The organism is Roseateles sp., from assembly GCF_044373315.1.
Taxonomy (GTDB): Bacteria; Pseudomonadota; Gammaproteobacteria; order Burkholderiales; family Burkholderiaceae_C; genus JACDQM01.
The window spans coordinates 19,892-40,825 of the sequence record NZ_JBILQK010000013.1 but is presented as its reverse complement, the minus strand read 5'-3'; the positions used below and the strand labels follow the sequence as shown (position 1 = coordinate 40,825).

Annotated in this window: 19 protein-coding genes; 14 read left to right on the top strand and 5 right to left on the bottom strand. The window is 61.4% G+C overall.

The features are described from left to right. Positions 1–12: 12 nt before the first annotated feature. The 3 genes from carB (at position 13) to ACIQ67_RS05350 (ending at position 4,386) form a co-directional block, all read left to right on the top strand. Positions 13–3,279 (top strand): carbamoyl-phosphate synthase large subunit, encoded by a 3,267-nt coding sequence (gene carB, locus ACIQ67_RS05360; RefSeq protein WP_397533326.1) that lies wholly within the window; start codon positions 13–15, stop codon positions 3,277–3,279. A gap of 177 nt (positions 3,280–3,456) precedes the next feature. Continuing rightward, positions 3,457–3,933 carry a transcription elongation factor GreA gene (gene greA, locus ACIQ67_RS05355; RefSeq protein WP_397533325.1) on the top strand — a complete coding sequence of 159 codons (477 nt, stop codon included), beginning with the start codon at positions 3,457–3,459 and terminating at the stop codon, positions 3,931–3,933. 6 nt (positions 3,934–3,939) lie between these two features. Continuing rightward, complete coding sequence (locus ACIQ67_RS05350; RefSeq protein WP_397533324.1) at positions 3,940–4,386, top strand: DUF4149 domain-containing protein; 447 nt, start codon at positions 3,940–3,942, stop codon at positions 4,384–4,386. Positions 4,387–4,395: 9 nt separating this feature from the next. On the opposite strand, the gene ACIQ67_RS05345 is transcribed toward ACIQ67_RS05350, so the two are convergent. Then, positions 4,396–4,869 carry a YhbY family RNA-binding protein gene (locus tag ACIQ67_RS05345; protein ID WP_397533323.1) on the bottom strand — a complete coding sequence of 158 codons (474 nt, stop codon included), beginning with the start codon at positions 4,867–4,869 and terminating at the stop codon, positions 4,396–4,398. Positions 4,870–4,889: 20 nt separating this feature from the next. Between ACIQ67_RS05345 and ACIQ67_RS05340 the strand changes: the two genes are divergently transcribed. The 11 genes from ACIQ67_RS05340 to phoR all read left to right on the top strand — a co-directional run bounded on the left by ACIQ67_RS05340 (position 4,890) and on the right by phoR (position 16,826). Continuing rightward, positions 4,890–5,558, top strand: coding sequence for an RlmE family RNA methyltransferase (locus ACIQ67_RS05340; protein WP_397533322.1), 669 nt, complete (start codon positions 4,890–4,892; stop codon positions 5,556–5,558). 139 nt (positions 5,559–5,697) lie between these two features. Beyond that, complete coding sequence (gene ftsH / locus ACIQ67_RS05335) at positions 5,698–7,602, top strand: ATP-dependent zinc metalloprotease FtsH (RefSeq protein ID WP_397533321.1); 1,905 nt, start codon at positions 5,698–5,700, stop codon at positions 7,600–7,602. A gap of 82 nt (positions 7,603–7,684) precedes the next feature. Continuing rightward, positions 7,685–8,566 (top strand): dihydropteroate synthase, encoded by an 882-nt coding sequence (folP, locus tag ACIQ67_RS05330; RefSeq protein WP_397533320.1) that lies wholly within the window; start codon positions 7,685–7,687, stop codon positions 8,564–8,566. Beyond that, positions 8,563–9,894, top strand: coding sequence for a phosphoglucosamine mutase (gene glmM, locus ACIQ67_RS05325; RefSeq protein ID WP_397533319.1), 1,332 nt, complete (start codon positions 8,563–8,565; stop codon positions 9,892–9,894). Before folP ends, glmM begins: the two co-directional genes overlap by 4 nt. Before the next feature lie 202 nt (positions 9,895–10,096). Next, positions 10,097–11,137 (top strand): phosphate ABC transporter substrate-binding protein PstS, encoded by a 1,041-nt coding sequence (gene pstS / locus ACIQ67_RS05320; protein WP_397533318.1) that lies wholly within the window; start codon positions 10,097–10,099, stop codon positions 11,135–11,137. A 197-nt stretch (positions 11,138–11,334) separates the two neighbouring features. Then, the gene (pstC, locus tag ACIQ67_RS05315) at positions 11,335–12,264 is read left to right on the top strand and encodes a phosphate ABC transporter permease subunit PstC (RefSeq protein ID WP_397533317.1); all 930 of its coding nucleotides are present in this window, start codon (positions 11,335–11,337) and stop codon (positions 12,262–12,264) included. After that, entirely contained in the window at positions 12,261–13,139 is an 879-nt protein-coding gene (gene pstA / locus ACIQ67_RS05310; RefSeq protein ID WP_397533316.1) for a phosphate ABC transporter permease PstA, read from the top strand. The genes pstC and pstA overlap by 4 nt, the downstream gene beginning before the upstream one ends. A gap of 20 nt (positions 13,140–13,159) precedes the next feature. Next, on the top strand, positions 13,160–13,945 hold the full coding sequence (gene pstB / locus ACIQ67_RS05305) for a phosphate ABC transporter ATP-binding protein PstB (protein ID WP_397533315.1): 786 nt from the start codon (positions 13,160–13,162) through the stop codon (positions 13,943–13,945). A gap of 85 nt (positions 13,946–14,030) precedes the next feature. Continuing rightward, complete coding sequence (phoU, locus tag ACIQ67_RS05300; RefSeq protein WP_397533314.1) at positions 14,031–14,738, top strand: phosphate signaling complex protein PhoU; 708 nt, start codon at positions 14,031–14,033, stop codon at positions 14,736–14,738. Positions 14,739–14,755: 17 nt separating this feature from the next. After that, positions 14,756–15,457 (top strand): phosphate regulon transcriptional regulator PhoB, encoded by a 702-nt coding sequence (phoB, locus tag ACIQ67_RS05295; RefSeq protein ID WP_397533313.1) that lies wholly within the window; start codon positions 14,756–14,758, stop codon positions 15,455–15,457. Positions 15,458–15,476: 19 nt separating this feature from the next. Continuing rightward, on the top strand, positions 15,477–16,826 hold the full coding sequence (gene phoR, locus ACIQ67_RS05290; protein ID WP_397533312.1) for a phosphate regulon sensor histidine kinase PhoR: 1,350 nt from the start codon (positions 15,477–15,479) through the stop codon (positions 16,824–16,826). A 14-nt stretch (positions 16,827–16,840) separates the two neighbouring features. Here phoR and ACIQ67_RS05285 read toward each other — a convergent pair whose 3' ends face one another. The 4 genes from ACIQ67_RS05285 to trxA form a co-directional block, all read right to left on the bottom strand. After that, positions 16,841–18,496, bottom strand: coding sequence for a hypothetical protein (locus tag ACIQ67_RS05285; protein WP_397533311.1), 1,656 nt, complete (start codon positions 18,494–18,496; stop codon positions 16,841–16,843). A gap of 97 nt (positions 18,497–18,593) precedes the next feature. Beyond that, positions 18,594–18,851, bottom strand: coding sequence for a type B 50S ribosomal protein L31 (locus tag ACIQ67_RS05280; RefSeq protein ID WP_397533310.1), 258 nt, complete (start codon positions 18,849–18,851; stop codon positions 18,594–18,596). A gap of 166 nt (positions 18,852–19,017) precedes the next feature. Next, positions 19,018–20,283, bottom strand: a complete 1,266-nt coding sequence (rho, locus tag ACIQ67_RS05275) for a transcription termination factor Rho (RefSeq protein ID WP_397533309.1) — start codon at positions 20,281–20,283, stop codon at positions 19,018–19,020. A gap of 254 nt (positions 20,284–20,537) precedes the next feature. Next, positions 20,538–20,867 carry a thioredoxin TrxA gene (gene trxA, locus ACIQ67_RS05270; RefSeq protein ID WP_397533308.1) on the bottom strand — a complete coding sequence of 110 codons (330 nt, stop codon included), beginning with the start codon at positions 20,865–20,867 and terminating at the stop codon, positions 20,538–20,540. Positions 20,868–20,934: the final 67 nt, after the last annotated feature.

Sequence of the window (20,934 nt, the reverse complement as noted above, 5' to 3'; positions counted from 1 at the left end):
TGGAGACACGCAATGCCGAAACGTTCTGATATCAAAAGCATCCTGATCATCGGCGCTGGCCCGATCATCATCGGCCAGGCGTGCGAGTTCGACTACTCCGGCGCCCAGGCCTGCAAGGCACTGCGCGAAGAGGGTTACAAGGTCATCCTGGTCAACAGCAATCCGGCGACCATCATGACGGACCCGGATACCGCGGACGTCACCTACATCGAGCCCATCACCTGGCAAGTGGTCGAGAAGATCATCGCCAAGGAACGCCCCGATGCAGTGCTGCCCACCATGGGCGGCCAGACCGCGCTGAACTGCGCGCTGGACCTGCACAAGCATGGCGTGCTGGCCAAGTACAAGGTCGAGATGATCGGTGCCAACGAGCATGCGATCGAGAAGGCCGAAGACCGCCTGAAGTTCAAGGACGCGATGACCAAGATCGGTCTGGGCTCGGCGCGGTCGGGCATCGCGCACACGCTGGAAGAGGCCTGGGGCGTGCAAAAGCGCATCCACGCTGACATCGGCGGCGCCGGCTTCCCGATGGTGATCCGCCCCAGTTTCACACTGGGTGGCACTGGCGGCGGCATTGCCTACAACCCTGAAGAGTTCGAAGAGATCTGCAAGAGGGGTCTGGACCTGTCGCCGACCAATGAGCTGCTGATCGAAGAGTCGCTGATCGGCTGGAAAGAGTACGAAATGGAAGTCGTGCGCGACCGCGCCGATAACTGCATCATCGTCTGCTCGATCGAGAACCTGGATCCGATGGGTATCCACACCGGCGACTCCATCACCGTGGCCCCGGCGCAGACCCTGAGCGACAAGGAATACCAGCTGCTGCGCAACGCCTCGATCGCGATCCTGCGCGAGATCGGCGTGGACACAGGCGGCTCGAATGTGCAGTTCTCGATCAACCCGCGCGATGGCCGCATGGTGGTGATCGAGATGAACCCGCGCGTCTCGCGTTCCTCGGCACTGGCCTCCAAGGCCACCGGCTTCCCGATCGCCAAGATCGCCGCCAAGCTGGCCGTGGGCTACACGTTGGATGAGCTGAAGAACGACATCACCGGCGGCGTGACGCCGGCGTCCTTCGAGCCCTCGATCGACTATGTGGTCACCAAGATCCCGCGCTTCGCCTTCGAGAAGTTCCCGATGGCTGATTCGCGTCTGACTACGCAGATGAAGTCGGTGGGCGAGGTGATGGCCATGGGCCGCACCTTCCAGGAATCGTTCCAGAAGGCGCTGCGCGGCCTGGAGACCGGCATCGACGGACTCACCGAGCGCTCGACCGACCGCGAGGAAATCATCCAGGAAATCGGCGAGCCCGGCCCGGAGCGCATCCTGTTCCTGGCCGACGCCTTCCGCATCGGCATGAGCCTGCAGGAAGTGTTCGACGAAACGGCGGTGGACCCCTGGTTCCTGGCGCAGATCGAGCAGATCATCAAGATCGAGCAGAGCCTGAAGGGCCGCGCGCTGGCTGGCCTGTCGACCGACGAGCTGCGTCTGCTGAAGAAAAAGGGCTTCTCGGATAAGCGCTTGGCCAAGCTGCTTGGCACCAACCAGCACGAGGTGCGCCGCGCCCGCCACGCCCAGGGCGTGCGCCCGGTCTACAAGCGCGTGGACACCTGCGCGGCCGAGTTCGCGACGCAAACCGCGTACATGTACTCGACCTACGACGAGGAATGCGAGGCCGAGCCCACCGACAAGAAGAAGATCATGGTGCTGGGCGGTGGCCCGAACCGGATCGGCCAAGGCATCGAGTTCGACTACTGCTGCGTGCATGCGGCACTGGCAATGCGCGAAGACGGCTACGAGACCATCATGGTCAACTGCAACCCCGAGACCGTCTCGACCGACTACGACACCAGCGACCGCCTCTACTTCGAGCCGGTGACGCTGGAAGACGTGCTGGAGATCGTCGACAAGGAAAAGCCGGTCGGCGTGATCGTGCAGTACGGCGGCCAGACACCGCTGAAGCTGGCGCTCGACCTGGAAGCCAATGGCGTGCCCATCATCGGCACCTCGCCGGACAGCATCGACATTGCCGAGGATCGCGAGCGCTTCCAGAAGCTGCTGCACGAGCTGGGCCTGCGTCAGCCGCCCAACCGCACCGCGCGCACCGAAGAGGCTGCTGTCCAGTTGGCCAATGAGATCGGCTATCCGCTGGTCGTGCGCCCGAGCTATGTGCTGGGCGGTCGTGCGATGGAGATCGTGCACGGCGACAAGGACCTGGAGCGCTACATGCGCGAAGCGGTGCGCGTCTCCGACAAGTCGCCGGTGCTGCTGGACCGCTTCCTGGAGGACGCGGTCGAGGTGGACGTGGACTGCATCTCCGACGGCACCGACGTGATGATCGGCGGCATCATGGAGCACATCGAGGCGGCCGGCATCCACTCCGGCGACTCGGCCTGCTCGCTGCCCCCGTACACGCTGGCCGTCGATCTGCAGGACGAGCTGCGCCGCCAGACGGCGGCGATGGCGCGCGCTCTGAAGGTCGTGGGCTTGATGAACGTGCAGTTCGCAATCCAGGGCGATGTGGTTCAGGGACTGTCCGCCTGCACGGTCTACGTGCTGGAAGTCAATCCGCGTGCGTCGCGCACCGTTCCTTACGTCAGCAAGGCCACGGGCCAGCAGCTGGCCAAGGTCGCCGCGCGTTGCATGGCAGGCGTCAAGCTCAAGGATCAGCGCGACCGGAATGGCCGCGTGCCGCACGAAGTTGTGCCGCCGTATTACAGCGTCAAGGAAGCGGTGTTCCCCTTCAACAAGTTCCCGGGCGTAGATCCCATTCTGTCGCCTGAGATGCGCTCGACCGGCGAGGTGATGGGTGCCGGCCGCACTTTCGGCGAGGCGATGCTGAAGAGCCAGCTCGGCGCTGGTTCGCGCCTGCCGCGCCAGGGCAATGTGCTGATCACGGTAAAGAATGCCGACAAGGCCCGCGCTGTTGCCGTGGCCAAGGATCTGCATGCGCTGGGCTTTGGGGTTGTGGCCACCAAGGGCACGGCGGCTGCTATCTCCGAGGCTGGCGTGCCGGTGCGCGTGGTCAACAAGGTCAAGGACGGCCGGCCCCACATCGTCGACATGATCAAGGGTGGCGAGATCCAGCTGGTATTCACCACCGTGGATGAAACCCGTACCGCGATAGCTGACAGCCGCTACATCCGGCAAGCGGCCTTGGCCGCCCGCGTCACCTATTACACGACGATGGCAGGCTGTGAGGCGGCCGTTGAAGGCATGAAGCACCAGGAGGGCTTGCTGGTGCAATCCCTGCAGGAGTTGCACGCCGAACTCGTCTAAACTGCGCTCCGCTCGATTCCGCCGCAGCGGCCCGGGGTCATTCCCGGGCGGCAGCGGCGGAATCATTTTGTGTGGCACTTCGCGTCATCACCGCCCGCGAAGACTGCGGTGGCTGGTGTCCTGCGCCGCGCTTCCAAGTGCGCGATCAAAGTTCCGAAAGATTCTCAAGGTTTACTCATGGCCACGATTCCATTGACCGTACGCGGCGCCGAAAAGCTCAAGGCTGAATTGCATCAACTGAAGTCGGTTGAGCGCCATGCCGTGATCCAGGCCATCGCCGAAGCCCGTGCTCAGGGTGACTTGTCCGAGAACGCCGAGTACGAGGCTGCCAAGGACAAACAGGGCTTCATCGAAGGTCGCATCCTCGAGATTGAAGGCAAGCTGGCGGCGGCGCAGGTCATCGATCCGGCTTCCGTCGACGCCGGCGGCAAGGTGGTGTTCGGCACCACGGTTGATCTTGAAGAAGAAGCCAGCGGTGCTGAGGTGACGTACCAGATCGTCGGTGACGACGAAGCCGACCTGAAGTTGGGTCTGATCTCGATCAGCTCGCCGATCGCGCGTGCCCTGATCGGCAAGGAAGCCGGCGATGTGGCTGAGGTCCAGGCGCCAGGCGGCATCAAGCGCTACGAGATCGTCGAAGTCCGCTACGTCTGACGAGAGATGGGCGTGCTGTCGCGTGCTCGTGCTTTGTTGGCTGCCTTGTGGGCTGGCGAGTTGCTCTGCATTGCTGCGATCGCGGCGCCGAGCGCCTTCGCGGTGCTGGATCGTCCGCAGGCGGCTGTCCTGGTAGGACGCCTTTTCGAGATTGACGCGCAAGTCGGCTTGGCTTGTGGCCTGCTGCTCGTGATGATGGAGCGGCGCCTGCAGCGTGATGCTGCTGAGGGCGCCCGGGTGTTCAGTGCTGAGCTCTTGCTCCCGCTGATGGCTCTACTCTGTGTGGTGGCCGGCTATTACGGGCTGCAGCCCTTGATGGCCGCTGCCCGTGCTGGACAGGGGGACATCGGCTTCGGGGCGCTGCATGGAGCATCCATGCTGTTCTTTGTCATCAAGCTGCTGGCCGTGCTGGCATTGGCATGGCGCGCCTCGTCCCGAGGCGCTGCCAGCTGACCGCAGGCGTCAGTCAGCCGCCTTCTTCTTGACGCTGGTGATGCGGCGTTTGGCTCGCTTGATCTCGCCACCCTGGGCTACGCGTTGATTGCCAAGGACCTGCACCTTCTTGATCTGCGGGCGGTGGTTGCCACTCTTGGAGAACTTGACGATCTTGACCACCTTGGGGCCAGGTTTGGCGTCTTCGCGTTCAGCTTTGACCTTCTCAGGCATCGGGCGCCACAACACCAGAAGCTTGCCGATGTGCTGAATCGGTGCCGCACTGAGCTTGTCGGCGAGTTCGGCAAAGATGGACTCGCGGTTGGTGCGGTCGTCAGACATCACCCGGACCTTGATCAGGCCATGGGCGTTGAGGGCGGCGTCAGTTTCCTTGACGACCGCGGATGAGAGACCGTCAGCTCCGATCATGACCACAGGGTCAAGATGATGGGCGTCGGCGCGTTTTTCCTTGCGCTGGGCAGGAGTCAATTGAATCGCAGGCATAGCCGTATTATCCGTTCAACATGAAGATTCAGACAAAGAGCAAGAAAGTCAACAAGGCGTGGATGCATGACCACGTCACCGACCCCTATGTGAAGCTGGCCCAGAAAGAAGGTTTTCGGGCCCGCGCCGCCTACAAGCTGAAGGAAATTGATGAGGAGCTTAAGCTCATCAAGCCCGGACAGGTTGTGGTTGATCTGGGGGCCGCGCCCGGCGCTTGGAGCCAGTACTTGCGCCGCCGCTTTGCCCCCAAGGAAGCCGGCACGGGTGGTGCAGCGGTGGGTGAGCTCAATGGCACCATCATTGCGCTGGACCTGCTGGAGCTCGAGCCCATTGAAGGCGTGCAGTTCATCCAGGGTGACTTCCGCGAGGACGCGGTGCTCAAACAGTTGGAAGAAGCGCTGGCTGGGCGCGTGGTCGATGTGGTCGTTTCGGATATGGCGCCGAACCTGTCAGGCATCGCATCAACGGATGCAGCGCGTATCGAGCATCTGATCGAGCTGGCCATAGACTTTTCGCGCCAGCACCTTCGGCCCGAGGGCGCCTTGGTGGCCAAGGTCTTCCACGGCAGCGGCTACAGCGAACTGGTTGAGTTGTTCCGCCAGAGCTTCAAGAAGGTCAAGGCGATCAAGCCCAAGGCATCGCGTGATCGCTCGTCCGAGACCTTCCTGGTCGGCATCGGACTGAAGTAAAGCAAGAGCGCGGCAATACCTATCGTCGCGCATGAAATTCCCAATCAAGCCTGAGGGCTTGACTGCAATAGAATCAACCCCATATGCCGTGCATCTCCCGCAGCGAATTGCGGGTGTGTGAATGAATTAAGGAGTCGCGGTGAACAATCAGTGGTTCTCTAAGGTAGCTGTTTGGATGGTGATAGCGCTGGTGCTGTTCACCGTCTTCAAGCAGTTTGATCGCGGCTCGGTCCAGGGCAATCAGATCGGCTATTCCGACTTCCTGGAAGAGGTGCGTGCTAACCGGATCAAGCAGGTTACGCTGCAAGAAGGCAACGGTGGCACCGAGATCATCGCGGTCACGAATGACGACCGGCGCCTGCGCAGCACGGCCACGTACTTGGACCGAGGCTTGGTTGGCGACCTGATTGCCAATGGCGTCAAGTTCGATGTCAAGCCGCGTGAAGAACCCTCTCTGCTGATGAGCATTCTCGTCAGCTGGGGGCCAATGCTGCTGCTGATCGGTGTCTGGGTCTATTTCATGCGGCAGATGCAGGGCGGCGGCAAGGGCGGTGCGTTCAGCTTCGGCAAGAGCAAGGCTCGCATGCTGGACGAGGCCAACAATGCCACCACATTCGCGGACGTCGCTGGTTGCGATGAAGCCAAGGAAGAGGTCAAGGAGCTGGTGGACTTCCTGAAGGATCCGCAGAAGTTCCAGAAGCTGGGTGGCCGCATCCCGCGTGGCGTTCTGTTGGTAGGCCCTCCTGGTACAGGCAAGACTTTGCTCGCCAAGGCCATTGCCGGTGAAGCCAAGGTTCCGTTCTTCTCGATTTCGGGTTCCGACTTCGTCGAGATGTTCGTCGGTGTCGGTGCAGCTCGTGTGCGCGACATGTTCGAGCAAGCGAAGAAAAGCGCGCCTTGCATCATCTTCGTCGACGAAATCGATGCCGTTGGACGCCACCGTGGTGCCGGCTTGGGCGGCGGCAACGATGAGCGTGAGCAAACGCTGAATCAGATGCTGGTCGAGATGGACGGTTTCGAGACGAATCTCGGCGTCATCGTGATGGCCGCGACGAACCGTCCCGACATTCTGGATCCGGCCCTGCTGCGCCCCGGTCGTTTTGACCGTCAGGTCTACGTGACCCTGCCGGATGTGCGCGGCCGCGAGCAGATCCTGAACGTGCACATGCGCAAGGTGCCGGTTGGCCAGGACATCCGCGCCGACATCCTCGCTCGCGGCACGCCCGGCTTCTCTGGTGCTGACCTTGCCAATCTGGTCAATGAGGCTGCGCTGTTCGCAGCGCGGCGCAATGGTCGCGTGGTCGAGATGATCGACTTCGAGAAGGCCAAGGACAAGATCATGATGGGCCCCGAGCGCAAGTCCATGGTCATGCCCGAGGAAGAGCGCAAGAACACGGCCTATCACGAGGCAGGTCATGCATTGGTGGCGCGTCTGATGCCGAAGACCGATCCGGTTCACAAGGTTACGGTTATCCCACGCGGCCGAGCCTTGGGCGTGACAATGCAGCTGCCCGAAGGCGACCGCTACAGCATGGACAAGGAGCGCATGCTCTCGACCATCTCGGTGCTGTTTGGCGGCCGGATTGCTGAAGAAGTTTTCATGAATCAGATGACCACGGGTGCGTCGAATGACTTCGAACGCGCGACCGCCATCGCCCGCGACATGGTCACGCGCTACGGCATGACGGACGAACTGGGTCCGATGGTCTATGCCGAGAATGAAGGCGAGGTCTTCCTCGGCCGTTCTGTGACCAAGACCACCAGCATGTCGGAAGAGACGATGCGCAAGGTCGATGAGGTGATCCGTCGCATCATCGATGAACAGTACGTGATCGCGCGCAAGCACATCGAAGACAACCAGGACAAGATGCATGCGATGGCCAAGGCGCTGCTGGAATGGGAGACCATCGACAGCGACCAGATCAACGACATCATGGAAGGTCGTCCGCCGCGACCACCGAAGGATTGGACGCCTTCCACGGGCGGCCGGTCGGATGGAAGCCCGCCGGCAGTCGGGACGGGTGAGGCACACGCCGCAGCCTGACCGCGGCACTTGCCACTAGACAGAACGGGGCTCATTGCCCCGTTTTGCTTTGGCTCCACGATTCACTCGCGGCACTCAATCGATGCACTGGCAAACGACGCGTTTTTTACTCGACTTGACGGCGCGCCCCTTGGTGATGGGCATTGTCAATGTGACGCCTGATTCCTTCTCGGATGGCGGTCTGCATGGCGAGCGGCGAGCGGCCATCGCGCACTGCGAACTGTTGTCGCGCGAAGGGGCCGACATCCTCGACATCGGTGGCGAGTCCAGCCGCCCGGGTGCGCCGCTGCTGACGGCGGATGAGGAGTGGCACCGGATTGCGGATGTGCTGGCGGCCGCCCTTCAGATGGGCGTGCCGGTCTCTGTCGACAGCTCCAAGCCGGAGGTGATGCGCCGTGCGCTCGACATGGGGGTGGACATCGTCAACGATATCCAGTCCCTGCGGCGCCCCGGAGCCATTGACCTGCTTGCCCGTCATGGACAGGCGGGTGTGTGCCTGATGCATATGCGCGGCGAGCCGGCGACGATGCAGGGATTGGTTGAGTACCGGGACATCGCCAGTGAAGTCGGTGATTTCCTTGCTGAGCGAGCGGGCGCTCTTCGCGCCGCCGGTGTAGCCCCAGAGCGGATCGTGCTGGATCCTGGTTACGGTTTTGCCAAGACGCCTGAACAGAATTTTGAGTTGCTCCGGCGCCAGGCCGTCCTTCTGACGCTTGGGTATCCCTTGCTGGTTGGTTGGTCTCGAAAATCCTCGCTGGGTGCGTTGACCGGCCGCCCGGTCGGCGAGCGACTTCCGGCAAGCCTCGCAGCCGCGCTGGCCGCCGTATCGCAGGGCGCCCGCATCGTGCGTGTGCACGATGTCGCGCCGACTGTCGACGCGTTGAAGGTGTGGTCTGCCGCGGGTGGTGTCGGGGCGGCTATCGTCGACAATGCGACAAACGAATCAGGAGGATGCTCAAGATGAGCCGCATGTACTTTGGAACCGATGGCATCCGTGGCACCGTGGGGCAAGCGCCCATCACGCCGGACTTCATGCTCAGGCTTGGGCATGCGGTAGGCCGGGTGCTGCGCAAAGAAATGACGCGCCCCAGCGTTCTGATTGGCAAGGACACGCGAATCTCGGGCTACATGCTGGAGTCGTCGCTTGAGGCTGGCTTTGCCTCGGCTGGCGTCGATGTGTGGCTGACAGGTCCGCTGCCGACGCCGGGTGTGGCCTACCTGACTCGAGCGCTGCGTCAGCAACTCGGTGTGGTGATTAGTGCGTCGCATAACCCGTTTGCTGACAACGGCATCAAGTTTTTCTCTGCGCGGGGCGAGAAATTGCCTGATGCGTGGGAACTGGCGGTCGAGCAGGCTCTGCAGGAAGCGCCAGCCTGGGTCGATTCTGCGAACCTGGGGCGCGCTCGTCGTCTTCAGGATGCCCGCGGCCGATACATCGAATTCTGCAAGAACAGTTTTGGCTCGGACCTGACACTGCGCGGCCTGAAGATCGTGGTCGATGCGGCGAATGGCGCGGCCTACCATGTGGCGCCCGACGTGTTTCACGAACTCGGTGCCGAGGTCATTCCAGTGGCCTGCAGTCCCGATGGCTTCAATATCAACGAAGGCTGTGGCGCAACGGCGCCTGCAGCTTTGGTCAAGGCGGTCAAGGAGCATGGCGCGCATTACGGGGTTGCGCTGGATGGCGATGCTGATCGGCTGCAGTTGGTCGACGCGCAAGGCCGTCTCTACAACGGGGACGAGCTGCTCTATGTGATGGTAGCGGACCGGCTGGCGCAAGGCCAGGCTGTGGCAGGAGCCGTTGGCACCTTGATGACCAATATGGCGGTGGAGCTCGCTCTGCGCGCGCGCGATGTGGACTTCGTCCGTGCCAAGGTTGGAGATCGATACGTGCTGGAGGAGTTGGCTGCGCGAGGCTGGCAACTGGGCGGGGAGGGCTCTGGCCACCTGCTGGCGTTGGACAAGCACACGACAGGTGATGGCATTGTCAGCGCCTTGCTGGTGCTTCAAGCTGTTGTGCGCACCGGGCGCAGCTTGGCTGAATTGATGGATGGGGTTGATCTCTTCCCGCAGACGCTGATCAACGTCAGACTCCAGCCAGGCCAGGATTGGAAGAGTAATGCACGCTTGGCTCAGGCGCAGGCCGATGTGACGGCCGACCTGGGCAAGAGCGGCCGTGTCCTGATCCGAGCCTCAGGGACCGAGCCCTTGCTGCGCGTGATGGTTGAGGCCAGCGATGCCGCCGTGGCGAAGCTCTGTGCGCAACGACTGGTTGAGGCGGTCCAAGCCTGAAACATGCCTTCATGGCTTGGATTCCCGCCGAATTCAGGTGTTTGTGACAGTTCCGGGAACAGTTTGTGACGGTTTTGTAAGCGTCTGAGACCAGACAAGCCTGCTTGCGCGCCTCGGCGTCCCCGGATTTGTGTCATTCGCTTGTCACACAAGAGTCATAGCATCCCTATCATTGTCAACCACGGACTCGGATAGGGACCTTATGAACTTCTCTCAACTCAGCAAGGGTTTGGTTCTGGCGGCCGGTTTCGGCTTCACAGCTGTTTCTCTTGCGCAAGATGTCACCGGAGCAGGTGCTTCTTTCCCGGCACCGGTTTACGCCAAATGGGCTGACGCTTACAACAAGGCGACCGGTGCTCGCATCAACTACCAATCCGTCGGATCGGGCGCAGGCATTCGGCAAATCAAGGCCAAGACGGTCGACTTCGGCGCAACTGATGCGCCGCTGAAGGACGACGAACTGGCCAAGGACGGCATGATCCAGTTCCCCACCGTGATCGGTGGTGTGGTGCCGGTGGTCAACATTGCGGGTATCAAGCCTGGCCAGCTGAAGCTGACGGGCGCAGTGCTGGGTGACATCTACCTGGGCAAGGTTGCCAAGTGGAATGACGGCGCGATCGTGGCGCTGAATCCTGGCGTGCCGTTGCCTGACGCACAGATTGCTGTGGTTCGTCGCGCCGATGGTTCCGGCACCTCGTTCCTCTTCACGAACTACCTCTCCAAGCTGAACGCTGAGTGGAAGGAAAAGGTCGGCGAAGGTACGGCCGTCAATTGGCCTACCGGCGCAGGCGGCAAGGGCAATGAAGGCGTGTCGGCCTTCGTGACGCGTCTGCCCAATTCGATTGGCTATGTCGAGTACGCCTACGCCAAGCAGAACAAGATGTCCCATGTGCAACTGCGCAACAAGGATGGCGTCTATGTTCAGCCTGACGATCTGACCTTCAAGGCAGCAGCTGCCGGTGCTGATTGGAACAAGAGCTTCTTCCAGGTGCTGACCGAGCAACCTGGCAAGGACAGCTGGCCGATCACTGGTGCAACCTTCATCTTGATGCACAAGGTGCAGGACAAGCCGGCCAACGCCAGCAATTCGATGAAGTTCTTTGACTGGGCCTACGCCAACGGCGACAAGATGGCTGCCGAGCTGGATTACGTGGCGCTGCCGGACAGCGTCAAGAACTTGGTCCGCAAGGTTTGGACCGAGCAGGTCAAGGACGCTTCGGGCAAGGCTATCAGCTTCAAGTAAACGAGCACTGATGATCTGACAGCCCGGCAGCCTTGTTTTGAGGCCCCGGGCTGTTGTCGAATCAGGCGCACTCTCTTCCTTTTTGTCCATCATGCGGAGGTCCAGTGGCCGCAATACTCCCAGCCAGCTCCAGTCCCACGCTCAGCGACGCTGAGTCGACCCGCCCCGAGGGCAGCCCGCCTAAGCGCAGACGCCTCGTGCCTTGGGCTGACACGGCCTTCTCACTCCTGGCACACGGCGCGGCTTGGCTGACGCTGTTGCTGCTGGTCGGCATCATTCTGTCGCTGCTGGTCGGCGCAGCACCGGCAATTCAGCATTTCGGTCTCGGTTTTCTGATATCAACCGAGTGGGACCCCGTTCAGGAGAAGTTCGGCGGCCTCGTGATGATCTATGGCACGCTGATGACCTCGTTCATCGCGCTGCTGATTGCTGTGCCAGTCAGCTTCGGCATCGCCATCTTCCTGACCGAACTGTCCCCGAGCTGGCTGCGCCGTCCCTTGGGTACTGCGATCGAGCTGCTTGCCGCAGTGCCGTCGATCGTCTACGGCATGTGGGGCTTGCTGGTGTTCGGCCCTCTGCTGGCGACCTATGTGCAGCAGCCGCTGCAGGGCATGTTCAACGGCGTTCCTTTTTTGGGCGCCTTGGTCTCCGGCCCTCCGGTCGGCATTGGCATTCTTTCGGCCGGCATCATCCTGGCCATCATGATCATCCCCTTCATTGCGTCGGTGATGCGTGATGTGTTTGAGGTCACTCCGCCGATGCTGAAGGAATCGGCCTTCGCTCTGGGCTCGACAACCTGGGAGGTCGTCTGGCGCGTGGTGCTGCCGTACACCAAGACCGGTGTTGTGGGCGCCATCATGCTGGGGCTGGGTCGTGCGCTGGGTGAAACCATGGCGGTCACGTTTGTGATCGGCAATATGAACCAACTTGACTCGCTGTCGTTGTTCGAGGCCGCCAACAGCATCACCTCGGCACTGGCCAACGAGTTCGCTGAAGCCAGCGAAGGCTTGCATCAGGCTTCGTTGATCTATCTGGGCCTGGTCTTGTTCTTCATCACTTTCGTGGTCTTGAGCTTCTCGAAGATCCTGCTGTCGCAACTCAAGAAGAATGAAGGGGCACGGTCATGAGCAGTACCGGTCGTTCAACGGCACTCGATGCTGGCCGCATGGCTATGCATCGCAAGCGCAAGGTGGTCAACCAGGTCGCCCTGACACTGTCGCTTGCAGCAATGGCCTTCGGGCTGTTCTGGCTGACCTGGATTCTGTTCGAGACGATCCGTCTGGGGGTGGGTGGGCTCGCGATTTCCACGTTTACTGAAATGACCCCACCACCGATGGCGGAAACCGGGGGGTTGGCGAATGCCATCTTCGGCTCCTTGGTGATGGTCGGTCTGGCCACCTTGATCGGTACGCCGGTGGGCGTGCTGGCTGGTATCTATCTGGCGGAGTATGGCCAGAAGACCTGGCTTGGCAGCGTGGTGCGTTTCATCAACGACATCCTTCTGTCAGCGCCATCCATCGTGATCGGCCTGTTCATCTACGCGGTTTTCGTTGCCCGCGTGAAGGGATTTTCCGGATTTGCTGGCGTCCTTGCGCTTGCGCTGATCGTCATTCCGGTGGTGATTCGCACCACGGAAAACATGCTGACACTGATTCCCAATGCACTTCGGGAGGCTGCCTATGCCCTGGGCACGCCCAAGTGGAAGGTGATCAGCTCGGTCACCCTGAAGGCAGCGCGAGCCGGCGTCATGACGGGCATTTTGCTCGCGCTGGCCCGCGTCTCCGGCGAGACGGCACCATTGCTGTTCACGGCTTTGTCGAACCAGTTCTGGACCGCAGATCTGAGTGAGCCGATGGCCAGCCTGCCGGTCACGATCTTCAAGTTTGCGATGAGCCCCTACGAGAACTGGCAGAAGCTGGCTTGGGCGGGCGTATTCATCATCACCATCGGCGTGCTGCTGCTAAACATCCTGGCGCGCGTGCTCTTCAAGAACAAGCATTAAGCAATCGGGGTCAAAACATCATGGACGCCAAAGTCGACACTCCTGTGACCGAGAAGACCAAGCTCTCGATCCGCAACCTGAACTTCTACTACGGCAATTTCCTGGCGTTGAAGAACATCAACCTGGACATTCCCGAGAAGAAGGTTACGGCCTTCATCGGCCCTTCCGGCTGCGGCAAGTCCACGCTGCTGCGTACGCTCAACCGTATGTTTGAGCTGTACCCGGAGCAGCGTGCTGAAGGCCAGATCTTGCTGGACGGTGAAGACATTCTGAGCAGCCGCGAGGACGTCTCGCTGATCCGTGCAAAGGTTGGCATGGTGTTCCAGAAGCCGACACCGTTCCCGATGTCGATCTACGACAACATCGCTTTCGGTGTTCGCCTGTTCGAGAAGCTGCCGCGCGTGGAAATGGATGAACGCGTCGAGTGGGCCTTGAAGAAGGCGGCGCTTTGGACCGAGGTCAAGGACAAGCTCAACCAGAGCGGTTCAGGCTTGTCTGGTGGTCAGCAGCAGCGTCTGTGTATTGCGCGTGGCATTGCGATCAAGCCGGAAGTCTTGCTGCTTGACGAGCCCTGCTCAGCGCTGGACCCGATCTCTACCGGCAAGATTGAAGAGCTGATCGATGAGCTCAAGAGCGACTACACCGTGGCCATCGTGACGCACAACATGCAGCAGGCCGCACGTAGCTCGGATTACACGGCCTATATGTACTTGGGCGACCTGATCGAGTTCGGCCCGACAGCCGAGCTGTTCATGCAGCCCAAGCGCAAGGACACCGAGGACTACATCACCGGCCGCTTCGGTTGACGGAATCGTAGACGACCGGATTCGCGCGACATACTAGGCGAAGCGCCCGGCGCCACAGGTGGCGCAGCCTGATCAGGAGAATGGAATGAGCGACAAACATCTTTCGAGCCAGTTCGATACCGAGCTGAATGTGATCTCCACCCGTGTGCTGGAAATGGGCGGCTTGGTTGAAGTTCAGGTGGCCCAGGCTGTCAAGGCCTTGCTGGGCTTCAGTGGGGAGCAGGCCAGTGAAGTGCTGCGCAACGAAGAGCGCGTCAATGCGATGGAAATCGAGATTGATCGCGAGTTGCACAGCATCATTGCCCGCCGGCAACCCACAGCGCGCGATCTGCGTCTGCTGATTGCCATTTCCAAGGCCATTGCCAATCTGGAGCGTGTCGGCGATGAGGCGGCGCGGGTTGCGCGTACCGTGCAGCGTCTGATGAACGAAGGCGTGTCGAGCCGCCTGCGTCTACCGATGGCTGATCTTGCGTTTGAAACCGATCTCGCCGTAGCCCAGCTGCGCAAGGCGCTCGATGCGTTCGCGCGCTTGGACGTCGAAAGCGCTCTGGCCGTGCTCAAGCAAGACGATCAGATCGACAAGGAATTCGACGGTCTGATGCGCAAGCTGATCACCTACATGATGGAAGATCCGCGGACCATTTCTTCAGCTATTGATCTGGTGTTCGTTGCCAAGGCCATCGAGCGCGTGGGCGACCATGCCAAGAACCTGGCGGAAGTGATCATCTACGTCGTCAAGGGCCAGGACGTGCGTCACAACACGCCCGAGGCAGTTGAGACGATGGTTCGCTGAGGCGGGGGAGCATCAACATGAGTCGAGTTCTGGTGGTTGAGGATGAGTCGGCGATTGCTGAGCTGATCTCCATCAACCTGCGTCACGCTGGATTCGAGGTGACTATCGCTGGCAGTGCCGACCAGGCTCAGTACGAGGTCGATCGCGTGCTGCCCGATCTGGTCGTGCTGGACTGGATGTTGCCCGGTCAATCCGGGCTGGCTTTGGCTCGTTTGTGGCGCGGTCAGTCGCGTACCAAGGAACTGCCGATCATCATGCTTACCGCACGCGCCGAAGAAACAGACAAGATTTCTGGGCTTGACGCTGGCGCGGATGACTACCTGACCAAACCGTTCTCGACTAATGAGTTGCTGGCGCGCATCCGCGCAGTGCTGCGCCGCAAAGCACCGGAAGCACTGGACTCGGTGGTTGAGGTCGGCGGACTCAGTCTTGACCCGAGCACTCGGCGAGTCAGCCGCGAAGGCGTTGAGATCAAGCTCGGACCGACCGAATTCCGCTTGCTCCACTTCTTCATGACGCACCCGGAGCGGGTTCACAGCCGCTCGCAACTGCTTGATCGCGTCTGGGGTGATCATGTGTTCATCGAGGAGCGCACGGTGGACGTTCATGTCAAGCGCCTGCGTGAGGCATTGGACAAGGTTCAATGTGCACGGCTGATCGAAACCGTTCGCGGTGCTGGCTATCGCATGGCTCAGCAGGCCAGCGTCATGTCGGCTTGAAGACAGGATCGGCGCTCAGGTGAGTTGGATCGGTTTTCGTATCTTTCTGGCACTTGTGGCCATCGGCCTCGGTGCGCTGATCAGCCTTCTGCTTCAGGACTGGCTGAAGATGCCGGTGGTGGCCAACCTGATCGGCGTGGCCAGCGCATCGCTGGGTCTGCTGGTGCTGGATGGCGTGCGCGGTCACCGCCTCTTGAGCTGGCTTCGCGGCAATCAAGAATCATCTGCTCCGCGAGATACCGGCTTGTGGGGCGAGCTGGGTTACCGTGTCGAGCGTGCATTGCGCCTGCGTGAGCAAGCGCTGGCACGCGAGCGCCTTCAGTTGCAGCAGTTCCTGTCCGCGATTGAAGCTTCGCCGAACGGCGTGCTCATGCTTGACACACAGGACCAGATCCAGTGGTGCAACCGCGTGGCCGCCGACCACTTCTCACTCGATCCACAGCGCGACCTGCTGCAGCGTGTGACAAATCTGGTGCGCTCGCCTACCTTTGTCGACTACCTGCATCAAGGCCTTTATACCGAGCCCCTGATGTTGCCGAACCCGCGGGGGCCTGGTTCGCTGAGCGTCATTGTGCGTTGCTACGCCGACGGCTTGCGCCTGGTGCTCTCCCAGGATGTGACCGAGCGCGAACGTGCTGAGGCCATGCGGCGTGACTTCGTTGCCAATGTCTCGCATGAGATTCGCACCCCGTTGACAGTCTTGACCGGCTTCATCGAGACCATGGGCTCGTTGCCCCTGACCGAGGCCGAGCGAAAGCGCGTCATCGTGCTGATGGAGCAGCAGACGCAGCGCATGCTGACTCTGGTCAGTGATTTGTTGACGCTCGCTCAGCTGGAGGGCAGTCCCCGCCCAGGCGGAGATCGGTGGATCACCGTTGATGGGCTGCTGGCTCGAGTTTCTGCGGATGCGGTCGCGCTGTCAGCGGGACGGCATCGGATCAGTTGTGAAGCAAAGAGTCAACTTGAGATTGCAGGCAACGAATCGGAGTTGCTGAGCGCAATCGGCAATCTGGCTACTAATGCGGTTCGCTACACGCCAGACGGTGGTGCGATCGATATCGGCTGGCGTCTTCAGGCCGACGGATGTTTGCAGCTCTGGGTGCATGACACTGGCCCAGGTATTGCGAAGGAACACCTGCCGCGGCTGGCGGAGCGCTTCTACCGCGTCGACGGCAGTCGCTCTCGTGAGACCGGTGGTACAGGGCTGGGCCTGTCCATCGTCAAGCATGTGATGCAGCGTCATGGCGGCTCACTGCAGATCGAAAGCGAACTCGGCAGGGGCAGCGACTTCGCCTTGCTCTTGCCGGCGGTACGCGTGCGCGCCATAGCGATTGCTGAAACCGAAACGTCTGCTGCTGCCTCACGCTGAGTGTGGCGAAGCAGTCAATGGCGGCTCAGCAGGACGTAATGCTGTTGCCGATCCGTCGGACGGCGCACTGACGCCACGACACGCCAGCCTTCCGGCACGGCAGGTGCAACGCCTTGATCGGTCAACTGGATAGCGTAAGTGCAAGAGGTCTGCTGTAGCGTCCGCTGTGCGTCGACGCGCCACCCCCCCTGGAACTCCAGCGTAGCCAACAGCGGCAAAGCTTGGGTCGGCGCTGCGAGGCAGTCGATCTGCTGTGGCAGATGAGCTTGCAGTCGATCAACGAGCGGCCGGTTGCTGCGAGCGTAGTCCAGCAAGGGCAACCAAAGGCTCATGATCAGCAGCCAGAGAAGGGCAACACCGCCAGCCGGCAGCACAAGGCTCTTCCACAGCGCGTGCTGGTGCTTCGCCGTCCGCCAACGCACCAGTGCGAGCCACGCAAGACTGGCCACCAGGGCCAGACCAAAGGCCAGCGGATGGAAGCTCGGTTCATAGCCTTGCGCCAGCTTGCGTACGTTGGCCAGAGGCTGGGATGGCCAGCCGACTTGCATCGACGCGTAGTAGACCCAGACGAACAGCGCCAGACTCGAGAAGAAGAACACCGCGAACCAATCCATCGCAGCCGCTACGCTGCGCTTGAGCGTTGGCAACGCGAAGCTGGCCAGCACTGCCAAGGCTGGCAGGCTCAGCAGCAGGGCCCGATCAGAGCCATTCATCAAGGCACTGGTCAGCAAGGGCACGGACAGGCACAGCAGGGGCACACTGACGTGCCGATGCTGCCAGTGCAGGCGCCAGCGCCAGAGAGTCCAGAGCGCCAGGGGCCAAGCGGGCCAGCTGAACCAGGCGAGAAGGCCGAGGAAGCGCAGCGGGTCGTCAAAGTGTGACGCAACGTTGACGCGCCATTCCCACACATGCAGCCCCCAGGCAGCCGCGAGGCTCAGGGCGCCAGCGGCCAGCAGCCAAGGAACGAGACCTCTCACTGCAACGTAGCTGGAGCGCGTGCACAGCACGATGCCGCCCGCGACGAATGCGAGTGCCACCGCGGGCGCGCCACTGGCCGCAAGCATTGGCAATGCGAGCAGAACGGCCACTCGGGCTTTGGCAGGGCGGAAGGGCGCTGCAGCGAGGCCATAGACGAAGACTGCACAGGCCAGCAATTGCATCAGCTCCGGCGTGGTCTCATGCCCCAGTTGCAGCAGGCCAAGGCTGGCGATCAAGGCGAGCAGGGCGCCGTCGGCGATAGCCCGAGCGTAGTCAACACCCTGGGCTTCGCCACCGAAGGCGAAGGCAACCGGTTGCGCAGCGTCAGTTCGAGCGAGGTGAAAGCTGCTGTACCAGACCAGGATCAGCACGCCCGTTAGCGCCAACGCAAAGGGCATCCGCGCTGCGAGCGCCGGATCAAGAAATGGTAAGGCCTTGATGGCGAGTGCACCGATCCAGTACGACAGCAGGCCGCCCTCTGCAGGAATGCCAGCGATCGCTGGCTGCAGCCACGTGGCATGCCCTTGCGCGATGCTGGCCATGAAGCCAAAGGCCGTGAGATCGGCGTTGCGCCAGGGATCTCGGCCGAACAAGCCGGGAAGCACATAGGCTGCACAGAAAATCAGCAGCGCCAAGCGCGGCAGTCGCTGCGCGTTGCGCTCGGTCACGATGGCAGGATTGGGCAGGTTCACGCGCTGTCGGCCGTTCAGATAGGGGCGATCATGCCGCAACAATCGCGGCCATGAAAAAAAGGCAGCCGAAGCTGCCTTTCTGTGCGTTGCGCAGGTCTTACTTCTTGAGGCCGACGCGAGCGAACTTGTTGCGGAACTTTTCGACACGACCGCCCAGGTTGTCGATGCTCTTCTGGGTGCCGGTGTAGAAGGGGTGCGATTCGCTGGTGGTTTCCAGCTTCACCAGCGGCATAGCCTTGCCGTCGATGGTGATGGTTTCCTTGGTCTGGACGGTCGAGCGCGTCACGAACTGGAAGCCGTTGGACTGGTCCACGAACACAACGTCGCGGTAGTTGGGGTGAATGCCTTCTTTCATGGGAAACCTCTCGCCGATTCGCGCTGACGTGCCGGGAGCCACTGCCACACCATGTGGCGCACTTTCCGACAGCGGAAAAACGCTGATTGTAGCTGAAATGTGAGCGCCGCCACAGGGGCGGCGCCGTTGGCACCTCCGCAGGAGGCGCCGGGAAGTCCTGCCAGGATCAACCGCCGCGACGCATCATGTCGAAGAAGTCGAGGTTGTTCTTGGTGGACTTCATCTTGTCGAGCACGAACTCCATCGCCTCGATCTCGTCCATGTTGTAGAGCAGCTTGCGCAGGATCCAGCTCTTTTGCAGGATCTCGGGCTTGAGCAGCAGCTCTTCGCGGCGGGTGCCGGACTTGTTGATCAGGATCGACGGGTAGACGCGCTTCTCGGCCATGCGGCGATCCAGGTGGATTTCGCAGTTGCCGGTGCCCTTGAACTCCTCGTAGATCACCTCGTCCATGCGGCTGCCGGTGTCGATCAGCGCGGTGCCGATGATGGTCAGCGAGCCGCCTTCTTCGATATTGCGGGCTGCACCGAAGAAGCGCTTGGGGCGCTGCAAGGCGTTGGCGTCGACGCCGCCAGTCAGCACCTTGCCTGAGGAGGGCAGCACGTTGTTGTAGGCGCGGGCCAGGCGGGTGATCGAATCCAGCAGGATGATCACGTCCTTCTTCAGCTCGACCAGGCGCTTGGCGCGCTCGATCACCATCTCGGCCACTTGCACGTGGCGTGCTGCTGGTTCGTCAAAGGTCGAGCTGATCACCTCGCCGCGCACCGTGCGGACCATCTCGGTCACTTCCTCAGGGCGCTCATCGACCAGCAGCACGATCAGGTGCGACTCAGGATGATTGGCAACCAGCGCGTGAGCGATGCTCTTCATCATCTCGGTCTTGCCGGTCTTGGGCTGCGCGACGATCAAGGCGCGCTGGCCTTTGCCGATCGGGGCGATCAGGTCGATGATGCGACCGGTGATGTTCTCTTCGCCCTTGAAGTTGTCGCGCTCGAGCTTGAACGGCTCCCTGGGGAACAGGGGCGTCAAGTTCTCGAACATGATCTTGTGCTTGCTCTCCTCGGGCGTCAGGCCGTTGACCCGGTCGACCTTGACCAGCGCGAAGTAGCGCTCGCCGTCCTTGGGAACGCGCACTTCGCCTTCCACCATGTCGCCGGTGTGCAGATTGAAGCGGCGGATCTGGCTGGGGCTGAGGTAGATGTCGTCGGTCGACGCCATGTAGCTGGCTTCGATCGAGCGCAGGAAGCCGAAGCCATCGGGCAGCACTTCCAGCACGCCGTCGCCGAAGACCTGTTCGCCGGCCTTGGCGCGCTTCTTCATGATCGCGAACATCAGCTCCTGCTTGCGCAGACGAGCGACGTTGTCGATCTCCAGCTCTTCGCCCATCTGGATCAGGGCCGAGACGTGAAGCGCTTTCAGTTCGGAAAGATGCATGGGTGAGTACCCTGAGAATGGTCCCAGGCCCTGCCAAGGGCCACGGACAGAAACTTCGGCGGCAAGCACTACGTCCAAGCACATGCAGCTGTCAGCTGCGGCGCGAACGAAACAATCAAAAAAACGCGGGAGCTTGGGCGCCGAGTCCACGCGCCGTCACCTCGTCGGAGGCCGGGCGTGTTGGCAATCTTGCTGGTGCGGGTCGCGGGTTAGGCTGTGCTTATCAGGCGGCCCGCATCAGCAGATGTTGGAGATTATAGGTTAGCGTCCAGGAAGGCCGTCAACTGGGCCTTGGACAGGGCGCCCACCTTGGTGGCAGAGAGCTGGCCGCCCTTGAACAGCATCAGCGTCGGGATGCCGCGGATACCAAACTTGGCAGGCACTTCACGGTTCTCGTCAACGTTCATCTTGGCGATCTGAACGCGGCCCTGGTAGTCCTTGGAGACGTCATCCAGGATGGGTGCAATCATCTTGCAAGGGCCGCACCACTCAGCCCAGTAATCCACCAACACGGGCTTGTCGGCTTGGATCACGTCGGCTTCAAAAGACGCGTCGGAAATGTGTTTGATCAGTTCGCTGCTCATGGATTGGATCCTAGGAGGGGCCGGCATACAGGCGCGGCATCAAGGCACAATGATTCTGACACAAAGC